The organism is Streptomyces xylophagus (genome assembly GCF_000716435.1).
Taxonomy (GTDB): domain Bacteria; phylum Actinomycetota; class Actinomycetes; order Streptomycetales; family Streptomycetaceae; genus Streptomyces; species Streptomyces xylophagus.
Genome location: NZ_JNWO01000015.1, coordinates 503,331 through 518,179, shown reverse-complemented (window position 1 = coordinate 518,179; position 14,849 = coordinate 503,331). Strand labels below are relative to the sequence as shown.

Genomic DNA, 14,849 nt, shown 5'->3' with positions numbered 1-14,849 from the left:
CCATGACGGACCGTCAAGTGCCGGTCGCCATCGTGGGAATGTCGGTGCTGCTGCCCGGTGCCGCCGACCTCGACGCGTACTGGCGGAATCTGCTGGGCGGCACGGACGCCATCAGTGAGGTGCCGGACGGGCGTTGGGACGCGGACTACTACCGGCCCGACTCCGCGAGCGGTCCGGCCGTGGCCGACCAGGTGTATTGCCGGCGCGGCGGTTTCGTCGACGAGCTGGCCGAGGTCGAGGTCACCCGGTTCGGCATCATGCCGAACTCGGTGCACGGCACCGAACCCGACCAGCTCATCGCCCTCCACGTGGCCGCCGCCGCCCTCGCCGACGCGGGCGGCGAGTCCCGCCTGCCCGACCGGCAGCGCGTCGGCGTCGTGCTCGGCCGGGGCGGCTATCTCACCCCGGGTCTGGTCCGGCTCGACCAGCGGGTCCGTACGGCGGGCCAACTCGTCCGTACCCTGGGCGAGTTGCTGCCCGATCTGGACCCCGGCCAACTCGACCGGATCCGCACGGCGTTCACCGAACGGCTCGGCCCCGACAGTCCCGAGTCGGTCATCGGCCTGGTCCCCAACCTCGCGGCGTCCCGCGTCGCCAACCGCCTCGACCTGCGCGGCCCGGCGTACACCGTGGACGCGGCCTGCGCCTCCTCGCTGATCGCCGTGGACCAGGCGGTGACCGAACTGGCCGCCGGGCGCTGCGACTTGATGCTCGCGGGCGGTGTCCACCACTGTCACGACATCACGCTGTGGAGCGTGTTCTCCCAGCTGCGCGCGCTCTCCCCGAGCCAGCGCATCCGCCCCTTCCATCGCGACGCCGACGGCATCCTGATCGGCGAGGGCACCGGAGTCGTCGTCCTCAAGCGCCTCGCCGACGCCGAACGCGACGGCGACCGGATCTACGCCGTCATCCGCGGCACGGGCGTGTCCAGCGACGGCCGCGCCGCGAGTCTCGTCAACCCCGACTCGACCGGCCAGACCCATGCCGTACGACAGGCCTGGCAGGCGGCGGGACTTGATCCCGCGCTGCCCGAGTCCATCGGTCTCCTCGAGGCGCACGGCACGGCGACCCCCGCCGGTGACGCGGCCGAACTCGCCACGCTGGCCGAGGTGTTCGGGGACACGGGCACCTCCCACGGCCGTGCGGTCATCGGCTCGGTGAAGTCGATGATCGGCCACACGATGCCGGCCGCCGGCGTCGCCGGTCTGGTCAAGGCCGCCCTCGCCGTCCACCACGGCATGCTGCTGCCGACGCTGCACTGCGACGACCCGCATCCGGCGCTCGCGGCGACCCGGTTCCGTCCGCTGGAGAAGGCGGCGCCCTGGGAGACCACTGCCGAACAGCCGGTGCGGCGGGCCGCGGTCAACGCGTTCGGGTTCGGCGGCATCAACGCGCATGTCGTGCTGGAGGAGGCGCCGGGCGCGCGCGGATCACGGTCGACGGCGGCGGTCACTGGCGGACCGGAACGCACCAACGCCTCCGCGCGCACCGCCTCCGTGGACGAACCGGAGCGCGTGCTGACCCTCGCCGCCGACAGCCCCGAGGCCCTCGCCGCGCTGCTGGACGCCGACGACTCCGCCGTACTGGCCGCGGCCCCCGCGCATCCCGTGTCCGGGCGCTCCCGGCTCGGCATCGTCGCCCCGGACGCCAAGCGGCTGGCGCTGGCTCGGCGGGCGGTCGCCAAGGGGCGGGCGTGGCAGGGCCGTAGCGATGTGTGGTTCACGCCGAGCCCGTTGATCGGGGCCGGAGTCGGCAAGCTGGCGTTCGTCTTCCCGGGCCTGGAGGGCGACTTCGCGCCCCGGGTCGAGGATGTCGCCGCGCACTTCGGACTGCGCGAGAACAGGTCCGCAACTCCCGCTCAGGTGGGGGATGTCGGCCGTCACGGGTTCGATGTCGTCGGCGTGGGGCGGCTGTTGGACGCCGCGCTGCGCCGGATGGGCATCGTCCCGGACGCGGTCGCCGGGCACAGTGTCGGCGAGTGGACGGCGATGACGGCCGCCGGGGTGTACTCGGCGGACGAGGTGAGCGACTTCATGGAGTCGTTCGACCCCGACTCGGTGACGGTCCCCGGCCTCGCCTTCGGTGCGATCGGGGCCCCGGCCGAGCGCGTGCTGTCGGCGCTCGCCACCGACTGGGCGGACGCGGGAATCGTCCTCTCGCACGACAACGCGCCGGGTCAGTCGATGGTGTGCGGGCCGGACAAGGCCGTGGACGAGTTCGTACGGTCCTTCCGCGCGCAGGGTGTCCTCAGCCAGGTGCTGCCGTTCCAATCCGGCTTCCACACACCGATGTTGAAGCCCTACCTCGCCCCGATCGAGGAGGCCACGAACCGCTTCCGCCTGCACCCGCCGACGGTCCCCCTCTGGTCGGGGACGACCGCCTCGCCGTACCCCTCGGACGAGAAGGCGGTACGCGCACTCTTCATCCGTCACCTCCTGGAACCCGTCCGCTTCCGCCAGCTCGTCGAGGCCATGTACGCCGCAGGGCACCGCGCGTTCGTGCAGGTCGGCACCGGCCAGCTCGGCTCCCTCATCGACGCGACCCTGAGCGGCCGCGACCACCTGGTGGTGGCCGCCAACTCGCCCCACCGCTCCGGCCTGGCCCAACTCCGGCGCGTGGCCGTGGCGTTGTGGGCGGCGGGCGGAACCGTCGACCCGGCCGTGCTGGACCCCGAGCAGGAGACGCGTTCGCTACGGCGCGTACGGCCGCCCGTACGGCTCGACATGGACGGAGCACTCGTGTCGCTAGACGGCCCGAGCCTGGTGAAGCTGCGGGCGGAGCTGCGCGCACCGCTCCCGAGCACCACAGCATCCCCTTTGGACGCGCTCACCGAACGCTTCCCGGCCGCCGCCGAGTTGCACGCCCTGATGCGCGAGACCGCCGACACAGCCGCCCAACTCATCACCGCGGGCAGCCGCCGTAGCGCACCGGCGGCATTCGCGCCCCGGGCGCCCGCCCCGGTACCGCAGCCCCAACTCCCCGCGCCCGCACGGGAATGGCAGACCACGGTCCACGTCTCTCCCGACTCCATGCCCTACCTCATGGACCACTGCTTCTTCCCGCAGCGCCCCAACTGGCCGGATGTGGCGGACCGTTGGCCGGTGGTCCCCGCCACCACGATCGTCCAGCACATCATCGAGGCGGCGGAACGGGCCGCACCCGGCATGCGGGCGACGGCATACGAGATTTCTGCCTGTCTCGTGGGCTCGGAGATGTGTATAAGAGACAGCCCCCGCACCGAGCGCACCCCCGACCACACCGCGTCCCATCTCTACGACGAGCGCTGGATGTTCCACGGCCCGGCGTTCCAGGGAGTCACCGAACTCACCGCGATCGGCGACCACCACGTACGCGGCACGATCACCACACCCCCCGCGCCCGGTGCCCTGCTCGACAACGTCGGCCAGATCCTCGGCTACTGGATCATGGCGACCCGCACCGAACGCACCGTCGTCTTCCCGGTCGGCATGCGCGAGATGCGTTTCCACGGCCCCCATCCGCGCCCCGGCACCGAGGTGGAGTGCCTGGTGCGGATCACCTCGCTCACCGACACCGCGCTCGAGGCCGACGTACAGCTCACGGTCGACGGCGAGGTGTGGGCGGAGCTGACCGGCTGGCAGGACCGGCGCTTCGACAACGACCCGCAGACCAGGCCGGTCGAGCGCTTCCCGGAGCGCAACACCCTCTCCGAAGCCCGCCCCGGCGGCCGGACCCTGCTGAACGAGCGCTGGCCCGACCTCGCCTCCCGCGACCTCATCATGCGCAACTCCCTGAGCAGCGCGGAGCGTTCGCAGTACGCCGAGCATCCGCCGCGCGGTCGCCGACAGTGGCTGCTGGGCCGGATCGCGGTGAAGGACGCGGTACGGCAGTGGCTGTGGAGCCACGGCGAGGGGCCCGTCTACCCGGCGGAGATCCGGGTCCACAACGACGAGTCGGGCCGCCCGTACGTCACCGGCCTGCACGGCAGGACCCTGCCCCCGCTGGACGTCTCGCTGGCCCATCGCGCCGAGGCGGCGGTCGCGATCGTCCGGCCGCACTCTCCAGGTCCCGGCCCCGGGATCGACATCGAGGAGGTCGTGGAACGCCCCGCGACCACCCTCACCACCGCCCTGGGAAACGAGGAACTGGCCCTCCTGCGCGCCCAGTCGGAGACCACCGGCGAGTCCGAGGCGCTGTGGTTCGCCCGCTTCTGGGCGGCGAAGGAAGCGGTCGCCAAGGCGGAGGGCACCGGCTTCCGGGGACGGCCGCGCGACTTCACGGTCTTCCAAGTGGTGCCCGGATCACGGCTGTTGGTGTCGGGACGCCTGGAACGCGCCTACACGGTGCACTACGAGCCGGCCGGCAATCCCCCCAATCTGCCGGACAGGACCTACGTCGTGGCCTGGACGACGGGACCCGCGCACGAAGAGGAGTACGACCGATGACCCCCACCACCGAGGACACAGTCCTCGCCGACCTCACCGGCATGCTGACCGCGCTCCTGGAGGACGAGTACGGCGTCGACGACGTCGAGATCACCATGACGACGACCTTCAACCGCGATCTGGAGCTGGAGAGCATCGACCTGGTGACCCTGGCCGGTCTGCTCCAGGAGCACTACGGCACGAAGGTCAACTTCGCCGAGTTCCTGGCCGGGATGGAGTTCGACGAGATCATCGAACTCACCGTCGGCCGGCTCGTGGAGTACGTCGTGCAGAGCCTCAAGGCAGCCGAGGCGGGCTGAGCCATGGCGATGGTCGACACCGGTCAACTCCGGTTGCACGTACAGAGGATGAGCCCACCCGAGGGCGTCCGCCCCGTCGCGACGGCGGTGTTGGTGCACGGCCTGCTCACCGACAGCCTGGCCAGCTACTACTTCACCATCGCCCCGCCGTTCGCGCTGGCCGGCATCGACGTCGTGATGTACGACCTGCGCGGCCACGGCCGCAGTGGGCGCCCGGCCACCGGCTACACCCTCGACGACAACATCGACGACCTGGAGGCGCTGCTCGACCGGCTGGAGGTGACCGGCCCGGTCCATCTGGTCGGCAACTCCTATGGCGGGACAGTCGCGTTCGGCTACGCGGCCCGCCACCCCGAGCGCGCCGCCAGTGTCTCCCTCATCGAGTCGGAACCGGCGACCGCGGCCTGGGCGCCAAAACTCGGCGGCATCCTGAGCCGTGTGCTGCACGAGCTGGCGCACAACGAGGACGACGCGCTCGCCTGGATCAGCGCGAACCGCGGCCACAACACCGCCCGCCTCGCGAAGGGCGCCGCCCGCCTGGCCCGGGAGACCAGCCTCTCCCAAGACATCCCGGCGAGCGGGGTGTTGACGGAGGATCAGATCCGCGCGGTGCACTGCCCGGTGCTCGGCATCTACGGCGGCGACTCGGACCTCGCCCTGCTCGCACCCTGGCTGGAGTCCGTGCTCCCCGACTGCCGGACCGTCGTGATCCCCGGTCACGAGCACTCCGTACTGGTCGAGGCGGCGGGCACGATCGGCGGCCACATCCTCTCCCTGATCCAGAGCACCACGGGTGCCGCCGAGGTGGCGGCCCGGTGAGTCGTTTCCTGTTCGTCGTCCCGCCGTTGGTCGGCCACATCAACCCGGCGGTGGGCGTGGCAGCCGAACTGGCCTCACGGGGACACGAGTTGGCGTGGGTCTGCGCCGATCCCGCTCTCGTACGGCGGCTCGCGGGAGAGTCTGCGCGCGTGTTCCCCTGCGCTGGACCGGTCCCGGGTGAGGGCGAGGGCATACGCCCGCCCGACATCCGCGGGCCCGAGGCGCTGAAGTTCCTGTGGGAGGCATTCCTCGCCCCGCTCGCCGAGCAGATGGCGCCCGGAGTCGCGGCTGCCGTCGAGGAGTTCGGGCCGGACGCGGTCGTCGCCGATCAACAGGCCCTGGCCGGTGGCCTGGTGGCGGAACGCCTCGGCGTGCCATGGGCGACCTCGGCGACGACCTCGGCCGAGTTCACGAACGTACTGGCGGGCATGCCCAAAGTCGCCCTGTGGCTGGACGAGTTGCTGGCCGGACTCCGCGCCGGGATCGGCGACCCGTCGGGCACCGCCGACCCCCGCTTCTCCCCCCACCTCGTCCTCGCGTTCAGCACCCCGGAACTCGTCGGCCCCGAGGCGCGGCAGGGCGAGCAGATCCGCTGGGTCGGCCCGTCGATCGCGCCCCGCCCGGCCGCGCCGGACTTTCCCTGGGACTGGCTGGACCCGTCCCGCTCCCTGGTCCTGGTCAGCCTCGGCACCGCCAACACCGATGTGGGTGCCCGTTTCCTCACCGAGTGCGTGACGGCACTGCGAGCCCGAACGGACCGCGTACAGGCGGTAATTGCGGACCCGGGCGGCGCGCTGGGCACACCGGACGAGCAGGACAAGGACCTCCTCGTCCTGCCCTCGATCCCCCAACTCCCGCTCCTCGAAAGGGCGGACGCGGTCGTCTCGCACGCCGGACACAACACGGTGTGCGAGGCGCTGTGGCACGGCGTCCCCCTCGTCGTGGCGCCCATCCGCGACGACCAGCCGGTGATCGCCGGGCAGGTCACCGGCGCGGGCGCCGGCATCCGCGTCCGGTTCGGCCGGGTCACCGCCCCCAAGCTGGGCGCGGCGCTGGACGCCGTACTCCACGAACCCGACCACCGCGCCGCGGCCGGCCGCATCCGAACGGCGTTCCGCGCGGCCGGAGGCACCGGCGCGGCGGCGACGCACCTGGAGCGGCTGGCTGCCGGCGCGTCCCCGAAGGAGACCCCGTGAGCACCGAGGACGACCCCAAGCCCCCGAGCCGCAACGACCAGGTGGCGGCCCTGCGCCCCATCTACCAGGCCGACTTGGCCGACGGCCTGGACCGCTTCTTCGAACCCCGGCGCGAGACGTGCCCCTGGTGCGACTCGCCGCGGCTCAAGACCCGGTTGCGCACGAAGGACCTGATCCAGCACAAGCCGGGCACGTTCGTCCTGGACCGCTGCGAGGACTGCCGGCACACGTTCCAGAATCCCCGACTGAGCCCGGCGGGGCTGGAGTTCTACTACCGGGACTTCTACGACGGCCTGGGCGAGAAGCAGTTGGGCAACACGTTCGCGGCCCGCACCAAGATGTACGAGCAGCGCGCGCAGTCACTGCTCCCGCACTCACCGACTCCCAAGAACTGGCTGGACGTCGGCACCGGCCACGGCCACTTCTGCGAGTCGGCCCGCACGGTCTACCCCGACACCACCTTCGACGGCCTCGACTTCACGGACGGCGCCGAACTCGCCGAGCAGGCGGGGCGGGTGGAGCGCGGCTATCGGGGCAGCTTCCCCGAACTGGCACCCGGCCTCTCCGGCCACTACGACGTGGTCAGCATGTTCCACTACCTGGAGCACAGCACCGAGCCCGAGCGCGAACTGACCGCCGCACACCAGGCCGTGCGCCCCGGCGGCCACCTCCTGATCGAGGTCCCGGACCCCGACAGCCGCTACTCCCGTCTGCTGGGCCGCTGGTGGCTGCCGTGGCTCCAGCCGCAGCACCTGCACTTCATCCCGGTCGACAACCTGCGCACCCGGCTCACGGACCTCGGCTTCACGGTCGTGGCGGAACAGCACGCGGAGCCCCACGACCCCGTCGACCTCCTCGCCGGCACCTGGCTGGCCCTGGACACGGCCGCACCTCGCGACAACCTGCCCTGGCTGCCGAAGCCCCCGTCCGGTCTGGCCCGTACGCTCCGCGCGGCGGTGCTGATCGCGGGGATTCCGGCACTGATCCTGGGCACGCTGCTGGACCGGTTCGTGGTGAAGGGGCTGTCGCATCGGCTGGGGGTGTCGAACGCGTACCGGCTGGTGGCACGGCGGGACTGAGCCGGCGCACGAGGACGTGCCCCCCTGCCAGCGGCCATTGAATGATGCATTCACCGCGTCTAGCATCACTCGGTGATTCCATCATTTCTCGTCCGACTCTCGTCGATCCCGGCGGACCAGACGACGACGAGCGGCCGCGGCCCGGTTCCGGGGGCTCCGGCCGCTCGTCCGTGAGGTCCGAACTCAGCTCGCCGTACGCCGAATTCGCCCCTCGTACCGCTTCTCCAACTCCAGGTTGCCCTCGAAGCCGCCCGGCACATTGGCCGAGACGTACACCGGCGGGCGCTCACCCGAAGCGAGCAACCGGGCCGCCGCCTCCGCGACCGACAGTTGTACGAGCATCGCGCCGGTGAGCGTGGACAGGGCGCATACGGCGCCGCCGGTGGGGAGTTCGAGGAGGGCGTCGCCGCGTGGGGCCGCGTTGTCGAGGACGACGTCGGCGAGGTCGGCGAGCTTCTTGCCGCTGGGGTGGCCGGCGGGGACGGCGCGGGTGTGGGCGAGCGAGGTGATGGCCAGCAGGCGGTGGCCGCGCTCCTTCACCCGCAGGGCCATCTCCACGATCACCTTGTTGACACCGGAGTTGGAGACGATGACGAAGAGATCCTGGGGGCGGGGCGCGGCGAGGTCGTAGAGACGGTCGGCGACCCCGGCCTGGCGCTCCAGCAGCGGGTCGTCGAGGACGCTCGGGGCGTCGCCGCCGTAGAGGACGAGGTCGGCGATGCTCAGGCGGTTGGTGGGCACCAGACCCCCGGCGCGGCCGGCGAGTTCGAGGACCATGGCCTGGGAGTGGCCGGTGCCGAAGGCCTGGATGACGCCGTCCGTGCGGACGCAGTCCGCGATCAGTTCGGCGGCGCGGGACACGGTCTCGCGGCTGGACTCGGTGATGTGCTGGAGGACGGCCAGGCTCTCGCGCGCGAAGGTCTCGGCGCTTACGGACTCGGCGGACACGCGATACTCCCCACCGGTGGATCAAACCACCTGTTCTTTCACGATCAATGAATCAATAAATCACACGCGGTCCTGGTATTCAATCGATGGCCTCTGGGGTGGCTGATACCTTCTGCACATGCCCCCGACAGACGTCACCACCCTCATCCGCACCGAGCTGCCCCGACTGGCCGGCTCACTGAGGAAGGTCGGCGAGCTGATCCTGGAGGATCCGGCCGCCGTCACCCACTGTTCGGCCGCCGAGCTGGGCCGCCGCACCGGCACTTCACAGGCCACGGTGACCCGGTTCTGCCGGGCGGTCGGCCTCGACTCGTACCAGCATCTGCTGATCGAGCTGGCCCAGGAGCGCGGGCGCGGCGAGGTCTCCGACTGGGGTACCGCCGAGATCGGCCCGGACATCTCCCCGGACGACGATCTGGAGCGAGTCGTGCAGGTCGTGGGCAGTGCCGACCTCCGCGCGGTGCAGCAGACCATCGACCGGATCGACCTCGACGCGGTGGAGCGCGCGGCCACGGCCGCCGCCCGCGCCCGACGGATCGACGTCTACGGCATCGGCGGCAGCGGCGCGGTCGCCCAGGAGACCGAGACCCGGCTGTTCCGCATCGGCTGCGCGGTGCGCGGCTGGACCGAGGTGCACGCGGCCGCCACCTCCGCCGCCCTGCTCACCCCGGCGGACGTCGCCATCGGCATCTCCCACTCGGGTTCGACCCGCGAGACCATCGAGCCCTTCGAACTCGCCAAGGAGCGCGGCGCCACCACCATCGCGCTGACCTCCGACCCGCGCTCCCCGCTCGCCCGCGCCGCCGACATCCGGCTCATCTCCTCGTCCTCGGCGACCAGTTTCCCCACCGGCATCATCGGCGCCCGCCACTCGGTCCTGGTCCTCATCGACTGCCTCTACGTCCGCATCGCGCAGCTCTCCTACCAGCGCGCGAGCGCCTCGCTGGCCCTCACCGACCACATCGCCGGGGAGCACACGGTGAAGGCCCGCAGGGGTCGGTGATCCGAGCCGAGACCCGGCCGTGATCTCGGCCGAGTCTGCATGGATGAACCACCGAAGTTACGCGTGGATGGTTGTTTGAATCATCTTCGCGATGTCAGGATGGGCGCTCCGCCGAGCCTCTGGTAGGAGACCCATGCGCGTGACCGCTGCCCTGTCGACCGAGCTCTTCGTCGGCACCGCCGAGCATCCGCTCCAGGTGGTGACCGCCGAACTCGCCCATGTCCCCGGCCGACCGGTCCGCCTCACGGTCGAGGGCCCCGGCGTGCACGGCACCGCAGAGACCACCGTGGGCGAGGACGGCACCGCGCGCGCCGAGATACCCGTGACCTGCGACCTCGCGCCCGGCGAGCGGTGCGCGATCGAGGTGACGGCGGCCGACGGCGACCAACTGACCACCCTCACCGCCGAGTTCACGGCCGCCGAACCCGGCTGGACCATGTTCATGGTCAGCCACTTCCACTACGACCCCGTCTGGTGGAACACCCAGGGCGCCTACACCGAGACCTGGGACGTCGCCGACGACCCCGCCTCCACCGGCCTCCCCGCCCGCACCTTCGACTCCCGCGGCCAGTCCGGCATGAGCCTCGTCCGCGCCCACTGCGACCTGGCCCGCCGCGACCCGGCGTACACCTTCGTGCTGGCCGAGGTCGACTACCTCAAGCCCTACTGGGACGCCTTCCCCGAGGAACGCGCCTTCCTGCGCGAGCTAATCCGCACAGGCCGGGTCGAGATCATGGGCGGCACGTACAACGAGCCCAACACCAACCTCACCGGCGCCGAGGCCACCGTACGCAACGCCCTCTACGGAGACGGCTTCCAACGCGGCATCCTGGGCGCCTCGCCCGAAACCGCCTGGCAGCTCGACGCGTTCGGGCACGATCCGCAGTTCCCCGGGCTGATGGCGGACGCGGGAGTGTCCTCCAGTTCGTGGGCGCGCGGCCCGTTCCACCAGTGGGGGCCGACGCTCTCGGTCTTCGGCGAGGAGCCGCGCGACCCCCAACGCATGCAGTTCCCGGCCGAGTTCAGCTGGATAGCGCCGTCCGGGCGCGGGCTGCTCACGGCCTACATGGTCAACCACTACGGTGCCGGCTGGGCGATCGACAACGCGCCCACGCTCCCCGAGGCCGAAGCGGCGGCCCTCAAGCTCTTCCGGGGACTCAAGAAGGTCGCGCTCACCCGGAACGTACTGCTGCCGGTCGGCGGCGACTACGCGCCGCCGTGCCGCTGGGTGATGGACATCCACCGCGACTGGAACGCCCGTTACGTCTGGCCGCGCTTCGTCAGCGCGATCCCCAGGGACTTCTTCGCCGCCGTCCGCGCCGAGTTGGCCGAGGAGGGCCGCAAGGCGTCCCCGCAGACCCGGGACATGAACCCGATCTACACCGGCAAGGACGTCTCCTACATCGACACCAAGCAGGCCCAGCGCTACGGCGAGACCCTCCTCGCCGACGCCGAGGCCTGGGCGACCCTCGCCTCGCTCGTCACCCAACACCCCTACCCGGACGCCGCGTTGGACAAGGCCTGGCGGCAGCTGATCTACGGCGCCCACCACGACGCCATCACCGGCTCCGAGTCGGACCAGGTGTACATCGACCTGATGACCGGCTGGCGCGAACTGTACGACCTGGCGGAGGCGGTGCACGCCGACGCCACGGAGGCCATCGCCGGGAAGGTCGCCCAACTGCCGGGCTCCACAGACGACTTGGTCGTGTTCAACGCGGCGACCTGGGAGCGCCGGGACGTACTGACCGTCGCCGACCCGGGCCTGGTCCCCCTCGACGACACCGGCCTGCCCCTGCCCGCCGTACGCGAGGGCGACCAACTCCGCGTCGTCGTACCGGACGTACCCGGCATGGGTCTCAAGACCCTCCCGCTCACCGAGGGTTCGGTACCCGAGTGGGCGCACGGCCAAGGCCTCACGATCCGCAACGAGTTCTACGAGGTGACGGTCGACCCCGCGCGCGGCGGTGGCGTCAGCAGCCTGCGCGAACTGGCCGACGGTGGACGGGAGTTGCTGCGCTCCGGAGACATCGGCAACGAACTCGTCGTACAGGAGGAGTACGCCAGGCACCCGCGCTTCGGCGAGGGGCCCTGGCACCTCACGCCCACCGGAACAACCGCCGCACGCAGCCGTGACGTCACCGCCGACATCGATGTCGAGCACTCCCCCGCCGGTTCACGGATCACCGTCACCGCCGACCTCGGGCTGTTCCGGTACACCCAGCGGCTGACCCTGTGGACCGGGGTACCGCGCCTCGACCTGACCACCACGATCGACGGCTACGACGGCGCCGACCGGCTGATCCGGGTGCGCTGGCCGTCCGACGTGACCGGCGGACTGCCCGTGCACGAGGTGGCGGACGCGGTGATCGGGCGCGGGTTCGGGTTCGTGGAGGTGGACAGCGAGCAGTTCCCGTGGACGCTCGACAACCCGGCGAACACATGGTTCGGGCTCGGCTCCACCGCGCGGGTCGCCGTGCGGGACGAGTCGGGGCAGTTGCTCGGCCACCGGTCGATCGGCGTCGCCGAACTCGTCTACGCCGACTGGGACGAGGCCGGTGAACTCGGTGCCCCGCTCGCGGCGGCCCTCGTCCGCGCCGGGGTCACCGCCACCTCGACGATCGCCGGCGGCCCGCGCTACGGCGACCTCGAAGTCGACTCCAATCTCCCGGACTTCCGGATCGCCGTGGGCGCTCCCGAGCGCAACTCCGTGGTCGCGGAGGCCCTCGGCTGGGACCCGGCCGCCGGACGCGAGGTACGCCGACAACTGGCCGAGCAAGGTGTGGCTGCGGTGTGGGTCGCGCCGCGTGCCGGGCTGCGCGAGGAGTGGGTGCCCGGAGCCGACCTGCGCGACCTCGAACGGCTGCCGCTGCTCGTGGTGGCGGGCGCCCGTCCCGAGGACGACGCCAAGGCGGTCGACGCGCTGATCGCCGACCTGGACGACGCGGTCATCACGGCCACGGCGGCGGGCGGTTGCGAGGCCCTGCCGCCGGGCGACGCCTGGGACGGCCGCAGCTTCGCCGTCCTCAACCGGGGCACGCCCGGCTGTGTCGTCACCTCCTCCGGCGACCTCTACATGTCCCTCATGCGCTCCTGCACCGGCTGGCCCTCCGGTATCTGGGTCGACCCGCCCCGCCGCACGGCACCCGACGGCTCCGCCTTCCAACTCCAGCGCTGGACCCACGAGTTCGAGTACGCCGTGGTCGCGGGTGCCGGTGACTGGCGCGAGGCCCGACTGCCGCAGGCCGGACACGAGTTCAACCACCCCTTCACGGCACGCGTGCGCACCTCCGGCCAACAGGGCCTCCTGCCACGGAAGTTCGCGCTGCTGGGGCTCGAGCCCGCCGGCGAGGTCGCGCTCGACGCCCTCAAACCGCTCGGCTCCCCGCTCGCCCGGGGCAGCGCGGTACCGGTCGACCCGGGGCGTGGAGTCGTCGTACGGATGCACGAGGTGAACGGGCGACCGGTGCGGGCCCGGATACGCGGCCCGTACGACTGGACCGAGGGTGCCCGGGCGGACGTACTGGAGGCGCCCGGTGAGCAGTTGGCACCGGAACGGGACGGCGGGCTCGCCGTCGACCTGACCGGTTTCGAGGTCGCGACGGTGCTGGCGACCACCGCTGCCGAGACCTCAACCGGGCCTGGAATCGCGGCACATGAGCCCGCGCAGCCCGTCCACACCCGCTACTGGCTCCACAACTCCGGCCCCGCTCCACGCGGGAACATCCCCGTGTCCGTGTACCTCTCCCCCGGGACGCTCACCGTCTCCGGCCCGGTCACCGCGACCGTCCGGGTCGGCTCGGAACTCACCGACGCGCCGGTGTCGGGCACGGTGACCTTCGAAGTCCCGCCCGGCTGGACCGCCGAACCCGCCGAACTGCCGTACGCGTTGGGCCCGGGCGGGTTCACGCTGGCCGAGGTGACCGTGACACCACCGCCGGATCCTGAACCCGGCCGGCACTGGCTCGCGGCTCGGCTGTCGTACGGCGGGCAGACGTACGAGGACACCGTGGCGCTGGATGTTGCCGACGGGCAGTACGGGCCAACACTGCTGTCCACTCTGGGCGTTGAGCGGATCAGCGTGCGCGACGGCGAGCGGGTCCGGGTACCCGTGCACCTCCGCAACACCACCCGTGGACCGGTCCACGGCACCCTCTGGGCCGTCTCCTCGTGGGGCACCTGGCCCGGAGTCACACCCGGCTGCCAGGGGTTCACGGTGGCCGGGGGCGCGGAGCAGGAATGCGTCATCGAGGTGGACGGTTCGGCGGTGCCGCCCGGGTCGTACTGGCTGCTCGCGAAGGTCGCCTGGCACGGCTGTGTCGCCTACACGGAGGCCGTCGAGCTGGAGGTGACGCCGTGACGGAGCACGCGGCCGTGGTGCGCGGCAGGACCGTTCCAAAGAGGCGGGTGGACGCGCTGCTTGCGGCCGTACCGGCGCGGGACCGGGAGAGCACCCGGCCTGAAGCGCTCGCCCGGGCCGAGCGGCAGCGGCGGCGGTGGGCGACCCAGGTGGTGGTCATCGACGAGCTGGCCCAACGGGCGTGTGCGGAGCGGGGGTTGAAGCCTCCGGCGGAGGTGGCGCCCGATCGGGTGCTCGCCGTCGCCGAGACCGACGTCGCGGATCTCGGCAGCATCGTCGCGGCCGCGCTCGCGCACTCCCCGGCCGCGCGGCTGCTGCTGGCCGAGCTGGAGGGCGAGCAGGAGGTCGCGGAGGCCGCCGTACGGGACTACTACGACCGCAACCGGGACCGCTTCCTCACGGCGGAGGCGCTGCGGCGCGGTGTCGACCCGTTCGGCGGGGTGACATCGGATGACTTTGTGCCGTACATGCAGGCCCACGCGGGTGTCGCACGTGAGTTGCGAAGGGCCGCGGGGCGGCGGGCGTTCTTCGGCTGGTTGGACCAGGCCAAGGCCGGAGTCGTGTATGCCGCCGGCCACGAGCACCCCGGCGATCCGGCGCACCCGGACCACGAACACCGGCACTGATCTCGCCCGGAACCTAAAAGCAACACGAGAACCATTGACCTCCGATGAATTCTGGTCCACCTTTTCATCAATCGGCGTCGAAGTTGGTTAATTGA

General features: G+C 71.6%; 9 protein-coding genes. 8 read left to right on the top strand and 1 reads right to left on the bottom strand.

Annotated elements, in window-relative coordinates; translation table 11 throughout:
- Window positions 1-2 precede the first annotated feature (2 nt).
- Genes OO70_RS31560 through OO70_RS31540 form a run of 5 tightly spaced genes read left to right on the top strand, consistent with a single transcriptional unit; the run spans window position 3 to window position 7,817 of the window.
- Window positions 3-4,424: a type I polyketide synthase gene (locus OO70_RS31560; RefSeq protein ID WP_043678521.1), complete on the top strand. Its 4,422-nt coding sequence runs from the start codon at window positions 3-5 to the stop codon at window positions 4,422-4,424.
- A complete protein-coding gene (locus OO70_RS31555; protein WP_019071397.1) occupies window positions 4,421-4,723 on the top strand; it encodes an acyl carrier protein in 303 nt (100 codons plus the stop codon). Before OO70_RS31560 ends, OO70_RS31555 begins: the two co-directional genes overlap by 4 nt.
- 3 nt (window positions 4,724-4,726) lie before the next feature.
- A complete protein-coding gene (locus tag OO70_RS31550) occupies window positions 4,727-5,542 on the top strand; it encodes an alpha/beta fold hydrolase (RefSeq protein ID WP_051741782.1) in 816 nt (271 codons plus the stop codon).
- Window positions 5,539-6,738, top strand: a complete 1,200-nt coding sequence (locus OO70_RS31545) for a glycosyltransferase (RefSeq protein WP_043678517.1) — start codon at window positions 5,539-5,541, stop codon at window positions 6,736-6,738. Before OO70_RS31550 ends, OO70_RS31545 begins: the two co-directional genes overlap by 4 nt.
- Window positions 6,735-7,817, top strand: coding sequence for a class I SAM-dependent methyltransferase (locus OO70_RS31540; RefSeq protein WP_199827444.1), 1,083 nt, complete (start codon window positions 6,735-6,737; stop codon window positions 7,815-7,817). Before OO70_RS31545 ends, OO70_RS31540 begins: the two co-directional genes overlap by 4 nt.
- 183 nt (window positions 7,818-8,000) lie before the next feature.
- Here OO70_RS31540 and OO70_RS31535 read toward each other — a convergent pair whose 3' ends face one another.
- Window positions 8,001-8,765 (bottom strand): sugar isomerase domain-containing protein, encoded by a 765-nt coding sequence (locus tag OO70_RS31535; protein ID WP_043678515.1) that lies wholly within the window; start codon window positions 8,763-8,765, stop codon window positions 8,001-8,003.
- 118 nt (window positions 8,766-8,883) lie between these two features.
- Between OO70_RS31535 and OO70_RS31530 the strand changes: the two genes are divergently transcribed.
- From OO70_RS31530 to OO70_RS31520, 3 genes are all read left to right on the top strand, one after another.
- Window positions 8,884-9,768 carry a MurR/RpiR family transcriptional regulator gene (locus OO70_RS31530; RefSeq protein ID WP_043678512.1) on the top strand — a complete coding sequence of 295 codons (885 nt, stop codon included), beginning with the start codon at window positions 8,884-8,886 and terminating at the stop codon, window positions 9,766-9,768.
- Between the two features lie 133 nt (window positions 9,769-9,901).
- Window positions 9,902-14,128, top strand: a complete 4,227-nt coding sequence (locus OO70_RS31525; protein ID WP_043678509.1) for a glycoside hydrolase family 38 N-terminal domain-containing protein — start codon at window positions 9,902-9,904, stop codon at window positions 14,126-14,128.
- Window positions 14,125-14,754: a hypothetical protein gene (locus OO70_RS31520; RefSeq protein WP_043678508.1), complete on the top strand. Its 630-nt coding sequence runs from the start codon at window positions 14,125-14,127 to the stop codon at window positions 14,752-14,754. The genes OO70_RS31525 and OO70_RS31520 overlap by 4 nt, the downstream gene beginning before the upstream one ends.
- The last annotated feature ends 95 nt before the right edge of the window (window positions 14,755-14,849 follow it).